This window comes from Lentilactobacillus fungorum (assembly GCF_016860605.1).
Classification (GTDB): domain Bacteria; phylum Bacillota; class Bacilli; order Lactobacillales; family Lactobacillaceae; genus Lentilactobacillus; species Lentilactobacillus fungorum.
The window spans coordinates 418966-440690 of sequence record NZ_BNJR01000004.1; the positions used below are offsets into that span (position 1 = coordinate 418966).

18 protein-coding genes and 1 other annotated feature are annotated in these 21725 nt (G+C 42.0%); of the genes, 7 read left to right on the forward strand and 11 right to left on the reverse strand.

The features are described 5' to 3' along the window. Position 1 precedes the first annotated feature (1 nt). The 6 genes from YK48G_RS02275 to YK48G_RS02300 form a co-directional block, all read right to left on the reverse strand. On the reverse strand, positions 2 to 1621 hold the full coding sequence (locus YK48G_RS02275) for a peptide ABC transporter substrate-binding protein (protein WP_203629073.1): 1620 nt from the start codon (positions 1619 to 1621) through the stop codon (positions 2 to 4). 126 nt (positions 1622 to 1747) lie between these two features. Continuing rightward, positions 1748 to 2299, reverse strand: coding sequence for a C39 family peptidase (locus tag YK48G_RS02280; RefSeq protein WP_203629074.1), 552 nt, complete (start codon positions 2297 to 2299; stop codon positions 1748 to 1750). After that, positions 2296 to 3402, reverse strand: a complete 1107-nt coding sequence (locus YK48G_RS02285; protein WP_203629075.1) for a DmpA family aminopeptidase — start codon at positions 3400 to 3402, stop codon at positions 2296 to 2298. Before YK48G_RS02285 ends, YK48G_RS02280 begins: the two co-directional genes overlap by 4 nt. Before the next feature lie 289 nt (positions 3403 to 3691). Next, positions 3692 to 4402, reverse strand: coding sequence for a CPBP family intramembrane glutamic endopeptidase (locus YK48G_RS02290; protein ID WP_203629076.1), 711 nt, complete (start codon positions 4400 to 4402; stop codon positions 3692 to 3694). A gap of 150 nt (positions 4403 to 4552) precedes the next feature. Continuing rightward, positions 4553 to 6412: a S53 family peptidase gene (locus YK48G_RS02295; protein WP_203629077.1), complete on the reverse strand. Its 1860-nt coding sequence runs from the start codon at positions 6410 to 6412 to the stop codon at positions 4553 to 4555. Positions 6413 to 6422: 10 nt separating this feature from the next. Further along, positions 6423 to 6680, reverse strand: a complete 258-nt coding sequence (locus YK48G_RS02300) for a hypothetical protein (protein WP_203629078.1) — start codon at positions 6678 to 6680, stop codon at positions 6423 to 6425. A gap of 158 nt (positions 6681 to 6838) precedes the next feature. Between YK48G_RS02300 and mscL the strand changes: the two genes are divergently transcribed. The 3 genes from mscL (at position 6839) to pgmB (ending at position 10756) form a co-directional block, all read left to right on the forward strand. Next, the gene (mscL, locus tag YK48G_RS02305) at positions 6839 to 7207 is read left to right on the forward strand and encodes a large-conductance mechanosensitive channel protein MscL (RefSeq protein ID WP_203629079.1); all 369 of its coding nucleotides are present in this window, start codon (positions 6839 to 6841) and stop codon (positions 7205 to 7207) included. A 122-nt stretch (positions 7208 to 7329) separates the two neighbouring features. Beyond that, entirely contained in the window at positions 7330 to 10047 is a 2718-nt protein-coding gene (locus YK48G_RS02310) for a glycoside hydrolase family 65 protein (protein WP_203629080.1), read from the forward strand. A gap of 37 nt (positions 10048 to 10084) precedes the next feature. Further along, the gene (gene pgmB / locus YK48G_RS02315; RefSeq protein ID WP_203629081.1) at positions 10085 to 10756 is read left to right on the forward strand and encodes a beta-phosphoglucomutase; all 672 of its coding nucleotides are present in this window, start codon (positions 10085 to 10087) and stop codon (positions 10754 to 10756) included. Between the two features lie 98 nt (positions 10757 to 10854). On the opposite strand, the gene YK48G_RS02320 is transcribed toward pgmB, so the two are convergent. Further along, complete coding sequence (locus YK48G_RS02320; RefSeq protein ID WP_203629082.1) at positions 10855 to 11625, reverse strand: Cof-type HAD-IIB family hydrolase; 771 nt, start codon at positions 11623 to 11625, stop codon at positions 10855 to 10857. Between the two features lie 154 nt (positions 11626 to 11779). Between YK48G_RS02320 and YK48G_RS02325 the strand changes: the two genes are divergently transcribed. After that, entirely contained in the window at positions 11780 to 12433 is a 654-nt protein-coding gene (locus tag YK48G_RS02325; protein ID WP_203629083.1) for a deoxynucleoside kinase, read from the forward strand. A gap of 45 nt (positions 12434 to 12478) precedes the next feature. Here the strand turns inward: YK48G_RS02325 and YK48G_RS02330 are convergent, their stop codons facing one another. The 3 genes from YK48G_RS02330 to pepV form a co-directional block, all read right to left on the reverse strand. Beyond that, entirely contained in the window at positions 12479 to 13276 is a 798-nt protein-coding gene (locus tag YK48G_RS02330) for a DUF3658 domain-containing protein (RefSeq protein WP_203629084.1), read from the reverse strand. Positions 13277 to 13443: 167 nt separating this feature from the next. Beyond that, a complete protein-coding gene (locus tag YK48G_RS02335) occupies positions 13444 to 13914 on the reverse strand; it encodes a universal stress protein (RefSeq protein WP_203629085.1) in 471 nt (156 codons plus the stop codon). 14 nt (positions 13915 to 13928) lie between these two features. Then, on the reverse strand, positions 13929 to 15332 hold the full coding sequence (pepV, locus tag YK48G_RS02340; protein WP_203629086.1) for a dipeptidase PepV: 1404 nt from the start codon (positions 15330 to 15332) through the stop codon (positions 13929 to 13931). Between the two features lie 120 nt (positions 15333 to 15452). Between pepV and YK48G_RS02345 the strand changes: the two genes are divergently transcribed. From YK48G_RS02345 to YK48G_RS02355, 3 genes are all read left to right on the forward strand, one after another. Next, entirely contained in the window at positions 15453 to 16286 is an 834-nt protein-coding gene (locus YK48G_RS02345; protein ID WP_203629087.1) for an NAD(P)H-hydrate dehydratase, read from the forward strand. Positions 16287 to 16636: 350 nt separating this feature from the next. Further along, positions 16637 to 17662 (forward strand): acyltransferase family protein, encoded by a 1026-nt coding sequence (locus tag YK48G_RS02350; RefSeq protein WP_203629088.1) that lies wholly within the window; start codon positions 16637 to 16639, stop codon positions 17660 to 17662. Beyond that, complete coding sequence (locus YK48G_RS02355) at positions 17662 to 18615, forward strand: alpha/beta hydrolase (protein WP_203629089.1); 954 nt, start codon at positions 17662 to 17664, stop codon at positions 18613 to 18615. Before YK48G_RS02350 ends, YK48G_RS02355 begins: the two co-directional genes overlap by 1 nt. A gap of 150 nt (positions 18616 to 18765) precedes the next feature. Here the strand turns inward: YK48G_RS02355 and leuS are convergent, their stop codons facing one another. Then, positions 18766 to 21186 carry a leucine--tRNA ligase gene (leuS, locus tag YK48G_RS02360; RefSeq protein WP_203629090.1) on the reverse strand — a complete coding sequence of 807 codons (2421 nt, stop codon included), beginning with the start codon at positions 21184 to 21186 and terminating at the stop codon, positions 18766 to 18768. A gap of 72 nt (positions 21187 to 21258) precedes the next feature. Beyond that, positions 21259 to 21460, reverse strand: a binding site (T-box leader). Positions 21461 to 21725 lie beyond the last annotated feature (265 nt).

Genomic DNA, 21725 nt, shown 5'->3' on the forward strand with positions numbered 1-21725 from the left:
CCTACTTAATCGATGCGTTTTTAAAGTTATAATTAGCGCCGGCAGTGTTATAGATGACACCTTTGACATTGCTATTAACCAGCCATTTCTCACCAGATTGGTAAAGTGGAATGATCGCTTGATCTTTCAATGCCAAATTTTGTGCTTTGACCATATCGATCCAACGAGCTTCTGCGTTATTACCGTCATCGTTGTTACTTGCTTTAATCAATTGATCATAGGTCGAATTCTTCCACTGTGAGATGTTACTTGGGTTGTTGGAAGTTAAAATGTTCAAGAAGGTAATCGGGTCTGAAAAGTCAGCAAACCAGTTAGCAACCGTTGCCGTAAACTGATGATCAGCTTGCCTTGACAAGATGACTCTGCCAGGAATATTGTTCAATGTTACCTTTAATCCTGGTAATTTTTGCAAAGCACTTTGTAGGTACTCACTTAATTGCTTTTGATCATAAGTATCTGAATTCATTAACGTAAAGTGAAGCGAATTTAAACCAACCTCTTGTAACCCTTCTTTAAACAGTTGCTTTGCTTTAGTTGGATTATAGCTCATCGAAGCCGGTGCGGTAACATCTTGAGTAAAGTCTGTCCCGTTCTTAGGTGATACGGCCAACCCTTTTGAAACAAAACTATCAGTATCCATTGCACCGCCGCCAACTACTTTATTAGCCAATACCTTTCGATTAATAATCATTGACATTGCTTGTCTAATCTTCAAATTCTTAAAAGCCCGGTTCTTTTGATTTAGCGCAATGTAGTAGCAAGAAGACTGTTTTCGAGAAATCATATTCTTATTATTGCTCATTTGTTTAGCCTGAGTAGCCGATAATTGTGCCATGTCGAGCTTCTTTTGATTAAACAAGTTTAGACCCGTTGAAGGATCCTTAACCACGCTAAACTTAATGTTATCGACCTTGACCGCCTTTTTATCCCAGTAATTTGGGTTCTTCTTTAATGTCCAGTTCAGATTGGTCCCTGTCCACTTAGTTAATGTAAATGGGCCATTATAAACTTGGGTTTTAGACGACGTGCCATAATCGTTTCCATATTTTTTAACCGTTTTTGAATCTTGTGGGAAGAACACTGGAAAGCCCATTAGCAATTTAAAGTACGGGATTCTTTGTTCCAATGTCACAACTAGCTTGTACTTACCGTCAGCTTTAATTCCCAGAGAAGAAACCGCTGCTTTTCGGTTCTGAATCTTATCAGCATTTTTAATTCCAGAGAATAAGTAACCATATTGTGAAGCTGTCTTTGGGTTCAACGTCCGGCGCCAAGAGTAGACAAAATCCTGAGCAGTAACTGGATCGCCGTTGCTCCACTTGGCATTTTTCCGCAAGTTAAACGTATAAGTCTTGCCATCCTTCGAGATAGTCGATGAAGTCGCAATGCCTGGCTCAACTTTGCTATCTTTTCCTAACCGGAACAGGCCCTCGTCAACGTTATTTAAAACGTTAAAAGTCCCAACAGCCGTTGTCTTTGAAAGATCCACCGTTGTTAACTCAGAATCAGTGGATGTTGTAATTGTCTTCTTTTTCTGACTGGAATTGGATCCACAACCGGCTAAAATCACCGAAATACTTGCTACCCCCGCTAACATGGCCATACTTCGCGATAACTTCATAATAAAATCACTCCTCAATGATTTGTTTAATGATTAACAAAGCTTAGTTCCTAATTTAGCATAAAATTGTAAAAAAAACAGGCCTTTTCTAATATTAATTTAGTAAGACCCGAATGTTTTATAAATTCATTTCAAAATTGTTATCGCCATTTTTCGTGATTGATAAATTGTCTCGAAGCGATTCTTAGATAACCAGTAACGGCCATCAATTGGGTCACTAACATGAACCTGTTGATCACAAACCCCATCAAGTAAAACTGCATGATTATTAGCTGGAACTTTACCGAACGGATAAATTTCAAATTCCGGCGCTTCAAAATGCACGGTTACATATGTTAAAACCGGATTACCCTGTTTAACCGATTCATACAACCAATGCGGCGTTGCGCCACTGAGGTTTTGGACGTTGCCATACTGCTTAGCCCAATCAATCAACGGTCGAACAAAAATCGCCTCAAACTTTCCGGCTTGATTCTTAAACGGTGAGCCGCCAAAGCCATGATACGGATTCCCATCGGCACTGATCGGCATTGCCAATAAAAACTGGCCGTAGTTCATTGTTAAGGCGCTTTGCTGATAATGAAGACCCTCCAATAGGCTGGCTGCTTCACACCCGTTGATGGCGCCCCAAGCCATCTGGTTAATATTTTCAGCGTTCAATAAAATCTGATGCGTCATTTAATCACCCCAAGTTCCGTAAACACTTGATTCACCATGTCGCTATACTCAGGTTGCCGACGAACTAACTCTTTTGCGGCATCGACGAAACTAAACCGAAGCCGCCCCTTTCGGTCAACAATTGATTCTGCGTGGACCAACGAGCTTAAAACAGATTCATCAACCACCGCTGCAGTCGCCCTAAAGAATGTGTCAATCACGTTATCATTAAGTCTTTGAACCGTTTCCACGTTCTGTTTGGCAAAATGCTGAACCAGATTAGTCGTTGAAAAGGCGAAAACGATCTCACCACTACCATTGCCAATAAAGCCACCCGTTCGATTGATCCCAACTGTTGCCCGTTTGGCAATGCGCTTAAGTTGCCGTGAATTAAGGGGCGCATCCGTTGCTAAAACCGTAATAATTGACCCCTTTTCTTCTTTGTGTTTATCTGCGGCTAGCAGTGCAGCTAGTGGCTTGCCAATTGGCTGGCCGTTAACAACTAAATCTTGAAGGAAGCCATAGTTGCTCATTACTAAAGCACCGATTGTATATGAGTGATCATCAATCCGCACGATTCGCGAAGCTGAACCGATGCCGCCCTTTAGGTCATAGCACATCATGCCCCGCCCAGCGCCAATTGCTCCTTCAGCAAAGTGGTCACTGGCAGAATTCAGTGCCGCATTCACATCGGCTTCAGTGAGCCGCATTTTTCGAATATTAGAAACGTCACCGTCATTACATTCAGCAACAATTGGGTTAACCGTACTGGTCGTATCACCGATCTCCGGATTGGATGCAAGCATCAGCTTAGTAAGCGCATTGGTAGCGGTCCCAACACCAAACGTATTGGTTAGTACCAACGGCGTTTCAATCGTTCCCAATTCATCGATTTGAACTAAGCCCACACTTTTGCCAAATCCATTAATCACATATGAGGCGGCAGGCACCTTATTCTTAAACAATCCCCGTTGATGCGGCCAAATTGCCGTCACCCCAGAGTGAACATCACCATCATCAACCGTCGTTTGGCCAACCAGCACCCCGTTAACGTCTGTAATTAAGTTTTTAGCTCCCTTTACGCCTTCAGAAACATCGTTGAATAATTTTACTGTCAACCCCATCGTTCATCACCTCATGAAAAAATTGCTTTTAAGCTAGTATGTGGAAGCCCATTCGTCAATCATGGATCATCAGCTCAACGCGTTAATAGCCCTCAACTGTGAAAACCATTTTTAAACTAAGAAACTGAATTCAGCCATTTGTCGTACATTTAATCCAAAATATGGTTAGTGATCTAAGTTGCAATGACGGCTGAAAATGAAGTTTTGTCCTTGCCTTGAACATTAAATCTGACAAATTAATTGCCTTGGTTGGCATTTAACCCAACAGTGACCCCTACTTAATCTAAGCTCAAGAATTAGTTGCCAAAATTTGCGCAATCATCAACCCTACGGCAATTAAATTATTCAAAAAATGCAGGCCAATCGAGACTTTAATATTTCTGGTTTTAACGAATAAATAGGCTAAAATGCCACCTAACAGCGCATACGTCGAAAAACTAATGACGTTGATCGTTTCCATATGCGGAATTGCAAAGAAAATGGCGCTGGTGATAATCGGCGGCCAAAAACTGTTGGCTTTAAAGAAAGCGCCAACTAAAAATCCGCGAAAAACCAATTCTTCTAAGATGGGCGAACAAAACACGGCCGTGAAACCCATTAAAATGAGCGTTAAGTGGCTATTAGTCATCATTGTTTGAATAACTTCATTGTTCGATGTTTGCGTTACATGATAAATTGCTTGATTTAGCAATCCCAGGACCACTTCGATAACGAAGAAACCCAACCAAGAAAAAATAATCCACTTAATATTTTGTGCCGTAATTGGCCGCTTAGCCGGACGCGCATATTTCTTAAACGCATAATTGGCAATCCAAATGGCGATGGCAAAGCCAACCAGATAGCCGCCGCCAATCACATAATTAATCGGTGTCGAAAATCGACCAGAAATGATCAATCCTAACGGCAGCTGAACAATTCCCACAATAATAAATAACCCAACAAATACCATTGCTCGTTCAAAATAATCGCCAAACATCAATTGGCGTGATTGATTGTCCATAAAAACCTCCTAATTTAAAAGTGGGCAGAGCCATTAAGCACTTTCAAAGCCGGCAAGCCATTTTTGGCTATCAAAGTCTAACGTTGCCTAATCGAAACCCCGTTTGAATTTTTGACCCCGTAGACTTACTCTCTGATTTGCGTAACGGTTCTAATTTGATTGACCATTAAACGCTTGATCAAGTTTTGTAAAATCAATCGTTCCTAACCCGGTTGCCTGATTATATAGTTTGCCGGGTTGCCCTGTGTAGAAAAGATTCGTATTATCGGTTCTACTATCCAACGGCGTAAAGGGTGACTGATTGGCAGTTGCAAACCGGTAAATTTGTGGGTTCCAAAATCCAAGTCGACCAACAGCATTATCAGCCATCAGCACACTTGCTGCGGCCATTTGCGGTGCCACAACACTGGTCCCCCCCGTCACTTCCCATTCTCCTTTGGCGCTTGAATTACTTTTTGGGGTAATGAACATACTGTAGCCAGTAAATGGGTCAGCATTGGCGGCAATATCCGGAACATTTCGCCCAGCATGCTTGCCGGAAACATTTTGAGGGTGCTTCAGCAATGTCGGCTCCCCTTTTTTAAATGCCCAAAGCTTCGTTGCATCATAAGTCCCAACACCACTCACCCCCGTTTGGTAACGAGGTACCTTGTTGTAGCGGCTAAAACCGCCGCCGCTCCCAGAAAAATAACTTTGAATCATATCAAGGCGGCTAAAAAATTTTTGATGGCGATAATTAGGATAAAGAAACTCCGAACCCCATGCCCGCTCATCAGTAACCCGAACTTTCTTTTTATTCACAGTATAGGTTTTAGGCAATGTCGTCCCGCCTACTGACGTGACATATGGTGAATTAGAGGGTGTATCAACCGACAAGCCATTCGTTAAGCCCGTTGCAATCCCATCGTAAGCCCCATTGTCACCACTAGCCGTAAAGACACTAATTCCTTGCGCAGCTGCCTGTTCAAATAATAAATTCAAAATTTGATTGTACTTGCTGGGTGTAATTCCTTGCTTAATCTCATACGCAACCTGAGCTTCGCTTTGCCCCCAGCTAATTGACAATGAATCAATTATATTTTGACCATTGGCTGCTGCGATCGAATTGACCATTCCCGTAATGTTTGATTGGGCCAAATATGTTCGAATATTGCTATCGGGGGCAATGGCGCCCGCTTGTTCAACATCCATCGTTGTTTCATCATAGCCATTCCAAGTGCCCTTATACCCATTGGTTCGATAAACGCTTAACCGGTTGTTCTTAACGTTAATCCCTTCCCCATCCCAATAGCGATAAACATCATTCGGATGGAAATTGGCAAATGAAATAATTCCGATCGTTTTGCTTCGACCAGTTGAGCCGTTTGCATAAAGCGAAGACAAGTGGTATCGATTCACAAATTTTTTAGGCGAATATTTTGCCGGTTGGTCAGAGCCGGTTTGAGCCGCCGTATAAAACGAAGTTGGCTTAATTGTTGACTTCGTTGAGGAAAATGGCGAATACGTTGATAATCCAAAAACGGCATAAACAGATTTGGAAATTGTTTTTGGCAGTTTAGGGGCACCTTTTGATTTCTGATAGCTTATGCCGTCTGATTTGACATTTACCAAGTTGACTTTAAACGCTTTTTCAATGTTTCGCGTTGTTCCCTTGACGGTCATTACCAAATTCCCGCGATAAACTGAGGCTTTGAGATGATGACCATGCAAATACTTACGAATTTTAACAATGTTTGCCGACTTTTGTCCAAATCGTTTCGCAAAAGTACCCGCCGTGACAAATCGCCGGTAATTTTTGCTATTTGGATTAACTGATTGGTAAACAAATTTATCCAAATTGGTTTGACTCTTAGGCTTTAACACAATATCGACTAGTTGCTGTTTAGAATCCGAAACTTCAGATGTTTGCTCACTGGCAGCTTGGGTGGGTGATGAAAATAAAAGTGCTGTCGTAAAGATGAGCCCCCCAACCGCCGGTATTAAAAATTTTTTGAGCATATCTGCTTTCATAAGATTCTCCTTAATTTAAAGTATTTGAATCATGATCATTTGCTTGAGGCGACCGATCAGTTGACTGGGTAGCCTCTTTTTTAGCATCCCTGGTTCTAACAAGCCAAACAACGAGTGGCGTTAATATTACCCGAATCAGTACAATCGCAACAATCCAGGTGATCACAAAAAGGGCCATCGAGTGATCAAACATTTTGCTGAGATAAAACGCAAGCCCTAAAATGACGGCCACAATAATTGCTGTGATAATTGTTCGCTTATTCTTCAAAATTAGGCTCCTTTAAAATTACTGACATCATAATATCATATTTTATCAAATGATCTAAAAGACAAATTTAGCGGAGCTGCCATTTGTATTATGACTGATTCCCTTTATATAATGAATATAATTACCATATCACATAAATTGTTAGGAGACTGATTTTTATGTTAAAAGAATTCAGAGAATTTATTGCGAGAGGAAACGTGATTGATCTTGCAGTTGGGGTCATTATTGGTGGTGCATTTACCGCCATTGTCACGTCGCTGACGACTAACCTGATCAATCCGCTCATTGGCATCTTTATCGGCCGCATTGATCTGTCAAGGCTTTCATTCACTATCGGTCAGGCCACTTTTAAATATGGTGCCTTTCTTAATTCGATCATTAACTTTTTAATCATTGCTTTTGTTGTCTTTATTTTGATCAAACTAATTAACAAAGTTGTTAAAAAACAGCCACAAACTGCCAGTGTTGACCGAAAAGAAATTTTATTATCCCAGATTAAAGATCTGCTAGAACAACAGAAAAAATAAGCTTGTTAAATTGGAAAAACCAGCGTCAAACCGCCAATTAATTGCGATTCATAAGTGGTTGGACTAGAATTAACTTGTAAAGCAGTTTTGTCATCGGAAAATATTTGAGAAGAGGTTTTGTTATGAGAACGTTTGCGATAAGGGCTCGTGATGGGGTCATGGAAATCAATTACTCAGAAGATTCCAACAACCCCCCTTTTAGAAAATTTATGATTACCTACAACCCCAAATTTTCAATTGGCGATAATCTTGAGAACATCAAGGCGGCCCTCACTGGGCTACCTGTTGACGCTGCAATTATCGAAAATTCACTCAATTATGAATTTTCAGACACCATCATTGGGATCAACCATCAAAAAATTGATATTGGGTTAGCCATTGCGAACATGATGAACATCCCAGTGGTTAATCTACACAAAGTCCAAGAAGTGGGCTTAAAAAAAGCTGTGGCAGAAAAGCAGGAATACTTAAAGTGGCACCTGGATTATTATGGGGAATACAGCGGCAAACGTAACTATGGTCAAGAAGCCATGTTGACAATTGGCAATGGTTATTTTGGCCTACGAGGCGCTTATGTTGAAGCAAATGCTAATCAGGATAACTATCCTGGAACGTACGTTGCCGGTGTCTATAACCAATTAACGACTAACATCAATGGACGAGATGTTGTGAACGAGGATTTGGTTAATTTACCGAATGCTCAATATATCAGCTTTGGTGTTGATCACCAGCAGCCATTTCAAATCAAAAAAGAAGATATTCAAGATATCTATCGAAGCTTAGATTTACAAACTGGTGTTTTAACGACTACACTGCATATCCAATTATCCACCGGGCACATTCTCCAGGTTCGGGCTACTAAAGTTGCCAACATGACAAACTGGCACCGTTATGCCATTAAATACGAACTTAAACCAATTAATTTTTCAGGTAGCTTACAACTTTACTCAAAGATTGACGGTGACGTTATTAATGGTAACGTTGAACGGTATCAAGACTTCAATCAAAACCATATTGACGTCATTGGCATGGCTGCTCATGATGACCAAATTTCTATTAGTGGCCAAACTAAGACTTCGCATGTTAATTTTGTGATTAATTCAAAATTAACCAGTCAATCTTGTGACACCCAAAAACTACTTACTGCCGAAACCGAAGACAAGCAAATCCAGCAGCGGCTGAGTCTTAAAGTTGAACCAGAAAAAACGTACGAGTTTGAAAAGTGTGTCACCATTTTTACTAGTCAAGACGAGAACCAAAATCTAGAAAGTCTGGCCCAAGACGAACTTAACAACTCATCATTTGACGATACACTAGGTGATAGTCAAAAATTCTGGAGTAACGTTTGGCAGAATGCGGATATCCAGATTGACAATGATATGACTAGCCAGAAACTCACCAGGGTTAATATTTATCATTTGTTGGTAACTGGTGCCGCCCTTTCCTCCGGGAAATTAGATGCATCAGTTGGTGCCCGTGGCCTTCATGGTGAAGCCTATCGTGGCCATATTTTCTGGGATGTTACCTTTGACTTGCCGTTTTATGCACTGCACTATCCAGCCATTGCCAAACAATGTTTGCTATATCGGTATCATCGGCTTGGTGAAGCTCGCAAATATGCGGCTTCCGAAGATAAGCAAGGAGCAATGTATCCATGGCAATCAGGTATGTACGGCGATGAACAATCACAGTTCGTTCACCTTAACCCGGTGAGCGGCGGTTGGGATCCGGACAACAGCCGGCTTCAACGCCACGTGTCGATTTCTGTTGCCTACGACGTTATTAATTATGTTCACCTCACTGGTGATGCCGACTTTATGAAAAACTATGGGTTAGAAATGCTCTTGTCCATTTGTAAATTCTGGGTCAGCATGGCAACTTATGATAAGGACGCCGATCGCTACGATATTCATCACGTAATGGGGCCAGATGAGTTCCATGAAGAATATCCAAATTCTGATGACCAAGGATTAACCAACAACGCCTACACCAATATCATGGTTTCCTGGCTGTTTGATAAGGTTGCCGGCATTATTGCCCAACAAGATGCCGCTGTCGTGAAAGCTGCTAACGAAAAAGCCGGAACTAATGCTGATTTGTTAGCCAAGATGGGTGATATCGACCACAAACTTCGCTTGGATATTAACGAAGAAGGGATTATCGGTCAATTCTCAGGTTACTTTAATCTATCCAAGTTAAACTTTGACGCTTACCGGAAGAAATATGGTGATATTTCAAGAATCGATCGCCTACTAAAGGGTGAAGGTAAATCGCCTGATTCCTATCAAGTGGCCAAGCAAGCTGATACACTGATGGCTTATTACGAACTCCCATTTTCAGAGGTTCAAGCTGTCATTAATCGCTTGGGATACCAATTGCCGGCAAATTACTTTACCACTAACCTCAGATTTTATCTTGACCGGACGACTCATGGTTCCACCCTTTCCCGGATTGTTTACTCCGTCTTAGATGAAATGGACGGCAATATGGATCAATCGTGGCAATTGTTCTCAACCGCCCTATTTTCCGACTACTACGATATCCAAGGTGGTACAACTGCAGAGGGAATTCATCTTGGCGTGATGGGTGCCACCCTACAAATTGAAACCAAATGCTATGGTGGTGTTCGCTTTGACAGCGACGAATTGACGATCAATCCGCATCTTCCAAGCAACTGGCATCAACTTTCGTTTAAAGAGACTTATCAAGGCATTACTTATCGCTTTGAAATTGATCATCATCATATCAAAGTCACCGCTGATACTAACAGTCACGTGAAGGTTGCCGATAAAGCCTACTCACTGTCCAAGAATAAACCAACTAAGATTACCTACAGATAAACAATTTCGTAAAGCAAATCATTAAGGAGTGATGACGATGGCAAAGTTTTCAGACATCAAAGGGTTCGTATTTGATTTAGATGGTGTTATTACGGATACATCCATTTTTCACAGTCAAGCCTGGCACCAAGTAGCCGACAAGGTCGGTGCGCCTTGGTCCAAAGAGCTTGAGGACGGCTTAAAGGGCATCAGTCGAATGGATTCATTGGAAATGATCCTAAAAGCTGGCAATCTTGAGGATCAATATACCGATGATCAAAAAGTCGATTTAGCAACTGAGAAAAATACCAATTACCTAAAATTAGTTGATAAAATGACCCCGGCTAACATTCTGCCGGGAATTAAGGCCTTTCTAGACGAAATCAAAAATGGCGGTTACTTGCTGTCCTTAGCGTCGGCTTCTAAAAACGCCCCAACCGTTTTAAAAAAGCTTGAATTAACTGACTACTTCCCTAAAATTGTTGATCCAAAAACGCTAAGTAAGGGTAAACCCGATCCTGAAATTTACCTGAAAGGTGCAGCGTTAATCGACTTAAAGCCCGAGCAATGCATCGGCGTTGAAGATGCCGCAGCCGGCGTTGAATCAATTAATGCCGCCGGTGAAACATCCATTGGAATTGGTGACAAAACCATCTTAAAGGATGCTGACATTAACTTTGAGACAACTTCTGAAATGACATTAGCTAATATTCAAAAACAAATGGCTTAATGGTCATTGGATCTTAAAAGCCAAACGGGAGATTTGAGCGATAACCGCTCAAGTCTCCCGTTTGGCTTTTAAGAACCCGATAACTTGATAATTAGTGCTTACTTAATGAGCCCATAGTGCTGCAGCCCATAAACAATGCCACCATTGATGTTTGACTTAGTGACAAACGAAGCTTTCGCCTTGGCATCTGGGTGCCCATTTCCCATCGCAATCGGGTAATCGACTTCCGCGAACATCTGTAAATCATTTAGTTGATCACCAAATGCATACGTCGGGATGTCACCTAAGTTAGCCGTTTTAAGAAGTGCTTGGATTCCGGTTTGCTTTGAAACGCCCCACTTCATCGTATCCAAACAGCGGGGGTTATTTCGAACCAAGGATAGCCGACCAGCAAACGCCTCTTGATATAATTTATCCTTGTCATAATTAAAGACGTTTAAGAAATTAACTTCATGGGTCTTATAGAAGTCCGGATCGACATGGGGAGTCAATCTTAACAAGCGATAGTTAACCTTAGTTAAGTCATTTTCAGCAGTTAAAGCAAATTCTTGATTATTATAAAATGAGATGACATCGCCTTGATCCTTTGCAAACGCCAAAATTTCTTCAATGACGTCTTGGCTGATCTGTTCTGCCTTTAACTTTTTGCCCTCATATTGGACATAACTGCCATTTGCGCTTACTAAAGAATCGATGCCGGTGGCGTCTATTACGTACTGAATTTCGAAAATATTTCGGCCAGTTGAAATGACAGGTAAAATATTATTTTGCCGTAATTGGTTGATGGCCGCGATATTATCATCCGAAACATTCTTTTGATTATCGAATAACGTTCCATCTAGATCGAAAAAAACAACCGCTTTATACATGAGATTCCCTCCATTTAACTCGATACATACATTGTACTACTTAATAAGCAGACCCCTTTGATTTTCGCCTGATTTTTTCCAATAAATATCAATATTGTGTGACTGCTTTTTGTGATACACTATATCTTGTAACTTTATTAAAAGAGGGGCTACCATGGTGATAATTACAGCAGGAATGATCGGCGTTGGAAAGACAACGTTAACCGCAAAAATTGCAGCACATCTTGGCACAAAGGCTTTTTTTGAACCCGTTGGCGACAACCCGGTCCTACCGCTTTACTATTCAAATCAGAAACAATATGGCTTTTTATTGCAGATTTACTTCTTAAACAAACGCTTTTCAATGATCAAACAGGCCCTGAGTAATGATAACAACGTCCTAGACCGTTCTATTTACGAAGATGCATTGTTTACTAAGGAAAATAACGCCGAGGGTAATATTAGCGATACCGAATTGGCCGTTTATCTCAAGTTACTTGACAACATGATGAGCGAATTGGACCAATTACCAAAAAAGGCGCCTGACTTGTTAGTTTACGCTGACAGCGACTTTGAAACCATTAAGTATCGCATTAAAAAACGCGGCCGCACATATGAACAATTTGACGGCAATCCGGGATTACAAGACTATTACTTCAAGATGTGGGCAGCTTATAAAAAGTGGTACCAAGATTATGACGTGAGCCCTAAAATGAGAATCGATCTCCAAAAGTACGATCTCAGTGATCCCAAAAATGTTCAAATCGTCCTTGGACAAATTGATGACGCACTGGCAAAGATTCGCCAACCGCAACAAGAAACGCTATAAAAAACGAAGACTGTCTCTGGATAAATTGCAGAGGGTCTTCGTTTTTTAGTCATTTCGTTTAATTTTACCCGGATCCAATTCGTTGACGTGAGGATCAGCTTTTTGAAAATTCAACACGCCTTTAGAAATAAGATAATCAATCCGATGACGGTACCACCAATCGGGCGCACCAACTGGATAGCGACCGAGCGTTTCACCGATTACCCGGACGACATTTCGAAATTGTTTAGAACTCACTTGACTTAACAGAAATTGATCATAAAAATTGATTGGCTGGCTAACCAATTGACCATTGATATTCACCCGAACCGGTGTATTATCAGACCGCAAATCGCGCCAACCATAACGATAGACCTTCCGCTGCTGTCGAGTGAGTGGCTTTTCAAATTTGGTCAATCCCAGTCGTTCAATATCGTCGTAAAGAAGTTCGCCTAAACTTGATAACGTCACCAAGGCCTCACCTCTTACAAACGAAAGCGGCACGTGGATCTCAAAGACTCGCGCTCCCTTGTCGGCCAGTGCTTCACACAGCCATAAGAAACCGCACACGTCTTCACTTAGATCACTCCACCAGATTCGAATTGGTAAGCCTCGCTCAGCGACTTCATCCAGTTGTTTCAACGATTCAGTTAGCTGTTGCATCTTTCTAGAAGTCGTCGAAAACCGATCGTGCGTACTCTGAATTTTAAAGAGCGTTCGTCGATTTTCGATGAAATTTCCCAGCGTGATATCACCCAAATTCAGATGAACCGGTAAAACAATCAACTCGTTGGCAATTTGATGCTGTTGATAAAAATATTTGAGTGAGTTTGCGAAGCTTTCATTGAACAAAACATCGATCATCTGTAATTCCCCATCGCTTAAGATTACTAAATAGTGTACCCAAGAAGTATAAACTTAACTGGTCATATGATGCAACCACCAGCTAGTGATTGCCCGGCTTAACCCCAATTAAAAAGCGCAGCCGCCCCCTCGGATCCTTCCGATTGGTTCAACCACGCAGGTTACTACTATTGACGATCTCGATGAACAACAAACACGTCACATGGTGCTTGGGCAATCACAAACGCTGCCGTTGAGCCCATTGTAACGCGGCCGACAAAATTTGCGCCGGTCGCGCCAATCACAATTGCGTCAATATTTTCTGCTAACACAATCTCACGTGCAAGAACTGTCTTCGGATCACCAGTCGTTACAATTGTTTTAACCTTAACCCCACTATCTTCAGCCTGCTTAGCATATTTATCAACCAACCGTTGATAATGATTCTTCAAGCGATCGATTGTTTCGGGACTGACATTGCCAAACCCTAACCTAGCAGTCTTGGAAACGCCAATGATATCTCGATTGTTAATGACGGTCGCGATCACTAACCTGGCAGCATTCCGGTTGGCAATCGCAATTGCTTTGCTAACAGCTTTATCAGCCGTTTTTGAGCCATCAACGCCGACCAAAATAGTTTGATAATTAAATTCGAGCATATTAGCACCTCAAATCATTTGGCAGCTAACTCATAAATTGACTGACCATAAATGGCCATTGCTTTAAGTAAGTCAGCGACCGGCTGGAACTCGTTTGCTTGATGCATCGTATCGGCGGTTCCTGGGAATAATGCACCAAAGGCAACCCCGCGATCCATCAGCCGTGCATAAGTTCCGCCACCGACAACTTCTGGGGTAGCCGCCTTTTCGCCACTTTGTTCTTGATAGACGTTTAACAGCGTTTTAACAATTGGATCTTGAGGGTTTACGTAGTGGGGACCCATATGATCAATTTCGCTTACTTTGCCATTATGTTTCCCGGCAGCCGCCACCAAACGTGCTAAGATTTCTTGATCATCGGTTCCTTTTGGGTATCTAAAATTCGTGTTGACTAGACCGCCATCGGTAGGGTTAAAGCTCATAATTCCCACATTCATAGTCACATCACCCATTACATCATCAACATAGTTTGCGCCAATCTTAGTGGCCCGCGAATCATCATGAAGATCATCCGCCAGATAATCAATGAATTCTTTGGCTGCCCCACTAAACTCAAACTGCTGTAAGAACTTAGCCAAATATGTCCCAGCATTCACGCCATTCTTCGGTTCCATCGCATGGGCTGCTTTTCCAATCACGTGAACAATAACGCCTTGATCAGTCGCTTTTACATCACCCGCGAGTGGATTGGTATCTAAAAATCGCGTAAACGCGTCGGCAAAGCCCTCGTTATCACCCGTCTCAACCAATGCGGTTGCGTTTCCCGGAACCATATTTGGCCGCAGCCCAGACTCAAAGTTCTTTAAAGTATATTCTTCGCCGTTGGTATGACCAAACGTGGTGATGTAGGTTACATTGCCTTTTTCACCATTAATCAGTGGAAATTCTGCATCCGGCGAAAAGCCAAACGCCGGTTTCGGTTCAACTTCAAAATAATGCTTCATGCCGGTCCAGTGGCTTTCTTCATCAGTACCAATAATTAGGCGAATTTTCATCTTGGGGGTAATGCCATTATCTTTTAGCATCTTCAAGCCGTAGTAAGCGGCAAGTGCCGGCCCCTTATCATCAGAAGTGCCCCGGCCATATACGTTGCCATCTTTTTCAACCATCTCAAACGGTTCGGTCTGCCAACCATCTCCAGCTGGCATCACATCCGCATGCGCCTGGATTGCCATTGTTTGCTCCCCGCTACCATACTCAATATAGCCGACGATGTTGTCGAGATTTTTAGTAACAAACCCATCCCGGTCGCCAAAAGCTAAGAATTGTTGCATCGCCTGTGTGGGTCCTTGGCCTAACGGATATTCATCAGTTGCGTGATCGTCGTCTCGTACACTTTTAATGCTGATAAGTGTGCTTAAGTCCTTCAAATAGCGATCACGATAAGTTTGTGCTTGTTGTTTCCAATCGATTGTCATTGATTTCTCACTCCTGTCATATATCTGTATTTTATCACAGAACGCCATTCGCGTTATGATTGCTTACCATTCGTAATGTTATAATAAAAATAGTAATTAATTTCAGTGAGAGAAGGATTAATGATGAAAAAAATCACGGATAAGATTCTAACAAAGGTGATTCGCCAACGACCCGCTGATAGTTTTAAGGGGACTTATGGTAAAGTTGCCTTAGTTGGCGGCAGTCAAAATTTCGGTGGGGCCATTATTATGGCTTCCTTAGCTGCAGTCTATAGCGGCGCGGGTTTGGTAACAACCGTCAGCGACTCAACTAATCAAACCAGCCTACATGACTGGCTGCCAGAAGCAATGTTTGTCGATAACAACCAGTTTGAAATGGCCGAGCCAATTCTCTCGGCGGCAACCGTGATTGTTATTGGCCCGGGATTGGGAACAGATGAAAAGGCCCGTACTTTGTTAGAACGGACGTTTGCATTGGCCAAGCCCGGTCAAGTTCTTGTCATCGATGGCTCAGCGCTCACATTGCTTGCTAATAGCAAACTCACGTTACCCAGTGGACCGCTAAACGTCCTTACCCCTCACCAAATGGAATGGCAACGCGTTTCAGGGATTAAAATTGCCGACCAAACGCCAGAAGCGAACTTAGCCGTGGCAAATCAACTAAATGCCATTGCCGTCATTAAATCTCACCGGACGCAAGTTTGCCTCAATAACCAAGTTTACGAAAATACCGGTGGTACCCCTGCACAAGCAACTGGCGGCATGGGAGACACCTTGGCAGGGATGATTGGCGGCTTTACAGCTCAATTTGCTGATAAGCCTGCTGCGGTACTTGCAGCCGTTTATGCCCATAGCGCAATTGCCGATCAATTAGCAAAAAAACAATACGTCGTTTTACCTCATCAAATTAGCGAGTCTTTACCTGAGTTCATGCACGCCCATCAGGCGAATTAAAAGCTACGGTTACAACTAAATGCTCCTTAATTTAGTTAAACCCGTGAACCGTGATCCAAATGACCTAACGCTTAGTCAGCCTATTGATTAGGCGTTTTTTACATCTTTCAAAAATTTTCAGCACTTCGCTCATCTCACCACGAAGTGCCAACACCACCATCCCGATTAATGAGCTCGCTGAGCAGGGTTGGCAATGACTGGTTGCATTAGCATTCAGGACAAGATATAGTAAGGACTGCTAAACCCAACTGTTTTTATTGGCTTGTCTCTAAAAACGGTTGTCAGGAGGGTCTAATATGCACTAGAATATTTTTAATAGTGCTTTTAAAAATTGATGAGGTGAAATTGTTGTGAGTAAAAAAAGAATCGAATGGATCGATGTGGCCAAAGCCGTTGGGATTGTTGCCGTTGTCTTGGGTCACGCGATGACCCGTCACGGAACAATGTTTCATTTTCTGTACTGGTGGCATATGCCAATCTTCTTCATTATGGGGGGCTTTTTCTTAAAGCCGATCGTTAATAATCAATGGCTGGCCTTCTTAAAAAAGAGGATTTTCCCGTTATTGATTTCATACTTTATCTGCGGTGGTTTTTTGATTATGGTTTCGCACTTCGTCCGTGGAGAAAGCTGGTCTTATACTCTTTTTTACTTTGTTCGGCTTGTATATGGCGGTCGGACCTTGAATCACTATCTTAGCGTTTTTTGGTATATCAACGTCTACCTGCTTGCTCTTTTATTGACATCAATTGTCATTACATACGTGAAAAATCGAGAAGCACAAATTATCATCGCGTTTATTTCGCTAATTGTTGCCACCAGCTATAAACACATCTACTTTTTGACTTATAAATACCTGCCATGGGATTTTGATGTCGCTTTCATTGCCATGTTCTTCATGTTATTTGGTTATCTTTACTTCCACAAAATTCAAGAAATGGTCAAGGACTTATGGATCATTATTCCAGCGGCACTATTTACTGTGTGGGCGTTTTGGATGCAGCACATGGATCGCTTTAATTTCGGCTTTTATTTAAAATCAAAGATTATTCATGCCTCATATCACCATGTCCCTATTTCGCGAGTTTCTTACATCGTGTTTATCCCGATTATCGTTTGCTTGGTTGTCTTTAGTGCCAGCTATTATTTCTGCAAATTAATGCCTCAATTAGCCATTAAACCAATTCAACTGCTTGGTCAGCAAACTCTGGGCATTATGTATTTGCATAAGGCGGTAATTGACATTGTCGATGAAGCTGGCTACAAGAGCGCTATTTTAGAAACGATCTTGGCACTCATTATCTCGTTTGTTCTTTCTATTCTCTATGCATACGTCAAGTCTAAGGTAAAGAATTCGTTACACAAGGCGGTTAGTTAATGTTTGATGCTCGGCATTCCAACACATTTAGAATACTTTATTTTTTAATCGGTAGCCTAATCATCTTAGGAATCGGGGTTTCAATCTGGCATAGTCAAGAAAAACAACGCCAGTTAACGCAACGGTTTGTCAATTCAAATATCCCAACCTTGTTTGTTCACGGTTGGAGTGGCTCATTGCGATCCGAAAAAGAAATTATTTCCGCTACAGAAATCAGTGGGGCAGCGACTCGTCGAATGATCATCCATGTTCACTCAAATGGCAAAATTTCAGTCACTGGTACTATTAAGCGATGGATGAGAAATCCGATTATTATGGTTCGAATGGATAATAACCGTGCTGGTGAAGTGCAGTATACTCATTGGCTGACTAAGGTTGCTAAGTTGCTCAAGAAAAAATACCACGTTAACCAACTTAACTTCGTTGGTCACTCAATGGGGGCATACGCCGTTATCTACTATAATCTCTTAAACGGCAATCAGCCTAACCTTCCCCGGGTTAACAAAATTTGTGTGATCGCAGGTCCCTACGATGGCATCATGAACAACCATAAATCTAACCAACCAACTTCTGGTCCACTGGTTCAGTTGTGGGACGACGCGCCAAATCAAAATCGGATTTTGCCGACCGGAAAACCGCAGATTATCCATCCAGAATATAAGATGCTCTATCGATTAAGACGAAATTTCCCAAAACAAGCTCGCGTACTCAATATATATGGTAACTTGGGCAACGGCACAAATTCTGACGGAGTCGTCACAAACGCCTCTGCCCTCTCGTTAGGTTATGTACTCCGCGACCACGTAAGTTTTTACCAAACGTTTCAAGCATTTGGCCCCAAGGCACAGCATAGTGAATTACACAATAATAATTTAGCAGTCAATAAAATCTTAACAGAATTTTTATGGGCTAAAAACTATAAAGATAATTCGGCCAGCGAACTGGACCAATAATTAATTATTTTTCAAAGTCCTTAAGCACTTAACCACTTGTTTTATCATTAAAATCTAATTCATCTTAACTATTAGAAAAAGCCAAATAACGAACCCATTTTCATTAAGAAATGAATTCGTTACTTGGCTTTTTAACTTGCTGTTCTGTTACTAACTCACAACAATATTAACAATCTTATTGGGGATCACAACCACTTTGCGAATCGTTTTGCCGGCCGTGTATCGCTGAATATTTTCATCACTCTTTGCAAGTGATTCAACTTTTTCTCGATCTTCATCCCGGGCAATTTTTAGATGAGCGCGAACCTTACCATTTACTTGAACGACCACCTGAACTTGATCTTCAACCAATTGGTCGGGATCATAAGTTGGCCATTTCTCATAAGTAATCGTGCCATCATGGCCTAACAAGCTCCAAAGTTCCTCTGCAATGTGCGGGGCAACCGGTGAGAGCATCTTGACAAATCCTTCCATATAAGCGATTGGTAATGCCTCTGCTTTATACGCATCGTTGATGAACACCATCATCTGGGAGATCCCAACATTAAAGCGCATATGCTCAAAATCATCGGTTACAATCTTGACAGTTTGATTATAGACTTTGTCGAGCTTCCCATCATTAAATGTCGTCACCCGATCCCGCAAGTGATTATTGTCGTCAATCATCAACCGCCAAACCCGGTCCAACCAGTGATGAGCACCATTGATTCCTTCAGTACTCCATGGTTTAGCCGCGTCAATTGGTCCCATAAACATTTCATAGACGCGCAATGTATCGGCACCATAATCTCGAACAATATCATCTGGATTAATGACGTTGCCCTTGGACTTAGACATCTTTTCATGGTTGGTTCCCAGAATCATTCCCTGGTTAACTAATTTTTGGAATGGTTCTTTCGTTGGGACAACCCCCAAATCATAAAGGAACTTATGCCAAAATCTTGCGTACAATAAATGAAGAACCGCATGTTCAGCACCGCCCACGTATAGATCAACTGGTGACCAGTACTTCAATTTTTCAGGGTCAGCAATCACTTGATCGTTATTTGGATCAACATAACGAATGAAGTACCAAGAACTTCCTGCCCACTGTGGCATGGTATTAGTCTCACGTTTACCCTTTCGGCCATTCTGATCCACTACGTTAACCCAATCAGTTAAGTTAGCCAGGGGACTCTCCTTGCCGCCTGAAGTTTGGATATCTTTGGCTTTTGGCAGTTTTAACGGCAATTCATCTTCCGGCACCAATGTAGTTTCACCATCTTCCCAGTGGATAACTGGAATTGGCTCGCCCCAATATCGTTGACGGCTAAAGATCCAATCTCGTAAACGATAATTGACTTTTTCATGGCCAGCCTGGTGATCGGTCAACCAATTAATGGCTGCCTTGATGGCGTCATCTTTAGCCATTCCGTCCATAAAGCCAGAGTTGAAGTGAGGGCCATCGCCCGTATAAGCTGCTTCATCCGTATTGCCGCCCTCAATTACTGGAACAATTGGCAATCCAAATTTCTTTGCAAACTCGTAATCCCGGTCATCATGGGCGGGTACGGCCATAATTGCACCGGTACCATAAGATTCAAGAACATAATCACCGATCCAAATTGGCACTTCTTTACCATTCATTGGATTAATCCCATAAGCGCCCGTGAAAACCCCGCTCTTATCTTTATTTAAATCAGTTCGTTCAAGATCTGATTTCCTTGATACTTCATCCCGATATTGATCAACGGCAGCTTTTTGTTCTGGGGTTGTAATCTTAGAGACCAAATCATGTTCAGGAGCTAAGACCATATAAGTGGCACCAAAGAGCGTGTCTGGCCGAGTCGTAAAGACCTCAATTTGCTCATCGGGGTGGCCTTTGACCTTAAAGAAGACACTAGCCCCACGAGAGCGGCCAATCCAGTTTCGTTGCTGTTCCTTGATACTTTCCGGCCAATCAAGATCATCCAAATCATCAATTAAGCGATCAGCGTATGCCGTGATTCGAAGCACCCATTGTCGCATTGGTACGCGATAGACGGGATAACCGCCACGTTCAGTCTTGCCATCGACAACCTCTTCGTTGGCAACCACCGTCCCGCCCATAAAGTCAGGGGCCCAGTTAACCTCAATATTATCTTCGTAAGCTAAGCCATGTTTGTATAATTGCTCAAAAATCCACTGAGTCCATTTATAATAGCTCGGATCTGTCGTATTAATTTCTCGATCCCAGTCGTAAGAGAAACCAAGCGATTTAATCTGCTTTTTAAATACCTTAATGTTTTTAGCGGTAAAATCACGCGGATTATGGCCTGTTTTTAAAGCATATTGTTCAGCGGGTAACCCAAAGGCATCCCATCCCATTGGGTGTAACACGTTTTTGCCCTGCATCCGCTTCATTCGAGCCATAATATCAGTCGCCGTGTACCCTTCAGGATGCCCCACATGCAGGCCCTGGCCGGATGGGTATGGAAACATATCCATCACATAATATTTATCCTTAGTTTTGTCTTCAGTTACTTTAAAGGTCTTATGTTCATTCCAATAATGCTGCCACTTACGCTCAATTACGTCGTGATTGTATGCCATTTTGCAACTGCCACCTTTCAAAGTTTTTCAATACAAATGAAAAAAAGCCTATAAGAAACCACACTGGGATTCTCATAGGACGAATTATCGCGTTACCACCTATCTTCTCATTCACTGAGCACTCAAAATCGATAACGGCGATAGTCCGGAACAGCCTACTCACTTCAGCCATTCATTCGACGATGAGTTCACCTAAACCTGCTCCAAGTTCACAGCAGCCACTTGGTTTCTGATCAACAAGTTATAAGTTACTAATTCGTCTCTTCATTTTCATTAAATTGAAATGATTGCCTATTATCATACCAAAGGCGCCCGTAAAAAACAACCGCTCTTGCGTGGTATAATTGGAATACTTGCGGACATAGACGCTTACATATGAATATTTCGGCAAAAAGTTTCAACCTAAAATCCGCTAATTCAAAGGATTCTGTCGGGTTATGTTTTTTGCTGACCGCCAAACAGCTATTTTACGATTCTAGTCGTTTAGCTTCACTTCCCAGCCGCTTGCTTTGTTTACTTTATTAGGACAGAAGCTTGCG